The organism is Falsihalocynthiibacter sp. S25ZX9 (genome assembly GCF_041205405.1).
GTDB lineage: Bacteria > Pseudomonadota > Alphaproteobacteria > Rhodobacterales > Rhodobacteraceae > Falsihalocynthiibacter > Falsihalocynthiibacter arcticus.
In genome coordinates this window covers 1-1958 of record NZ_JBGFCD010000052.1, presented here as the reverse complement: position 1 = coordinate 1958, position 1958 = coordinate 1, and the positions used below count along the sequence as shown (strand labels likewise).

General features: G+C 49.1%; 2 protein-coding genes and 1 pseudogene. All 3 read left to right on the top strand.

Annotated elements, in window-relative coordinates; translation table 11 throughout:
* Window positions 1–125 precede the first annotated feature (125 nt).
* On the top strand, window positions 126–560 hold the full coding sequence (locus tag AB9F29_RS21185; RefSeq protein ID WP_369757161.1) for a thiol-disulfide oxidoreductase DCC family protein: 435 nt from the start codon (window positions 126–128) through the stop codon (window positions 558–560).
* A 474-nt stretch (window positions 561–1034) separates the two neighbouring features.
* Window positions 1035–1520, top strand: a complete 486-nt coding sequence (locus AB9F29_RS21180) for a fasciclin domain-containing protein (RefSeq protein WP_369757162.1) — start codon at window positions 1035–1037, stop codon at window positions 1518–1520.
* Between the two features lie 302 nt (window positions 1521–1822).
* A pseudogene (locus AB9F29_RS21175) lies at window positions 1823–1958 on the top strand (IS6 family transposase); the annotation flags it as partial.

Sequence of the window (1958 nt, the reverse complement as noted above, 5' to 3'; positions counted from 1 at the left end):
ATGGGTTCTACAATCCGCGACGGCGCCATTCAGCACTGGGATGGAAAAGTCCCGTCGCTTTCGAACGGAAAGTGGCTTAAACGAGCACTTGGGGCGGCACTAAAGCGCGACAGGTCCAGATCGTCTTGAAAGCGGTCCATCATGAGCCAGCTTTGGAATGCCAGACGCAAGGGCCAACAATCTACTTTGATGGGTCTTGTCCGCTCTGCTCGGCCGAGATCGATCACTACGCATCACGTCTTGGTGGTGACCAACTACAATTTGTAGATGTGTCTGAAGAAAATGCGGTCCTGGGGACCGGCCTTGTTTCAAGCGATGCAATGAAACGCTTTCATGTGCGGCTTGTGGACGGCACACTCGTGTCTGGCGCAAGTGCCTTCATAGCTGTTTGGGAAACGCTGCCTGGGTGGCGGTGGGCTGCACGTCTGTCCAAAATCCCAGGTGCAACGCGTGCTTTAGAAGCAATTTATAAACTCTTTCTTCCAGTTCGTCCGGCCTTTTCAAAACTGGCGCAAAGCTTTGGAGCGCGTGCTGCAAACCCCAGGGCGAGCCGTAAATGAGCAAGTCTAGGAATATTCGTTAAAGCGATTGACTGGACTGGTTCCACGATATGGCTGCCCAAAAAGATTGCGCCATACCCTTTCGATCTCTTTGAATTGTCATAGCAATACCGCGCCAAGTTCGCGCCACTCTGTGAAATCACTGGTGCGGTTGAATTTGAGATTGCTGCGTAAGTTAAAGTAACGCTCTTGATCGAAGTAATTGTGAACTGAAAAGTGGACGGTGTCGAACTTTGACAGACGCCGCATCTCTCAAAAGCGGCGCGTCACACGTTCGCAACCGAGTCTCATCTGATAGTGTCGCCGCAAAGACGTTCAGCTTTGATCTTTGACAAGGCTCTTTTGTCCAACGGTTAGGAGGTCACTTTGGTGAGGCGGATGGTAAATGTTTTTTTAAAAGTGATCCGATTGAAGCGAGGAGACGTAATATCTATATCCAGCATCAAGCTGGCGACCTTTTTTCTGGAGACTAAAATGTTCCGTCGTACTTTTTTCGCAATCACTTCCGCTGCAGCTCTCACATCAGCAACTTTTGCCTATGCTGGCGGTCATTCGAAAGATATCGTTGACACCGCTGTTGCTGCCGGGTCATTTAATACACTGGTCGCAGCAGTACAGGCTGCAGGACTCGTTGATACATTGAAAGGCGAAGGGCCATTTACTGTATTTGCGCCAACAGACGAAGCCTTCGCTGCATTGCCGGAGGGAACTGTAGAATCTCTATTGTTGCCAGAGAACAAAGACCAACTCGTTGCGATCCTTACATATCACGTTGTGGCAGGTAAGGTAATGAGCGGCGATCTAAGCAACAACATGATGGCGACCACAGTTCAGGGTGGTGAAATAACTATCATGACTGAGGGTGGCGTTAAAGTGAACGGAGCCAATGTAGTTTCAGCAGACATTGAAGCTTCAAATGGAGTGATCCACGTAATTGACGCAGTTATTATCCCCAAATAACGCGCGATTAGCGGCGGCTTTCTCATGCCCGAGGAGAGCCGCCCATTTTAATTCTATAAGTCGCTCTGGGAATCCAATAGTTCACTCGTTTGTGAAGCGCAAACTAAGTTGGTACACCAAGATAGCAGGCAAAAAACGCGTCATAGTGTCGATATGATCGAACGAGCCCGCCTCGTAGTTATGTACAAGCGGGAGAACAATGCGGCCTCACAACGTTTAGATTTTGTGATTGGCGGGCATCAGAGGGTGGTGTCAGAGGAAATCCGGTTTTTAAAAGTAGGATCGTTTCGTAGCTTCGGAGTATGACAAAACGCTCTCCATTTCGCTACTTCAAAACCAGTCCTGAGATTATTCGCCTAGCGGTGATGCTCTATGTCCGATTTCCTCTCTCACTTCGAAACGTAGAAGACTTACTGCACGAACGAGGGATCGATGTCA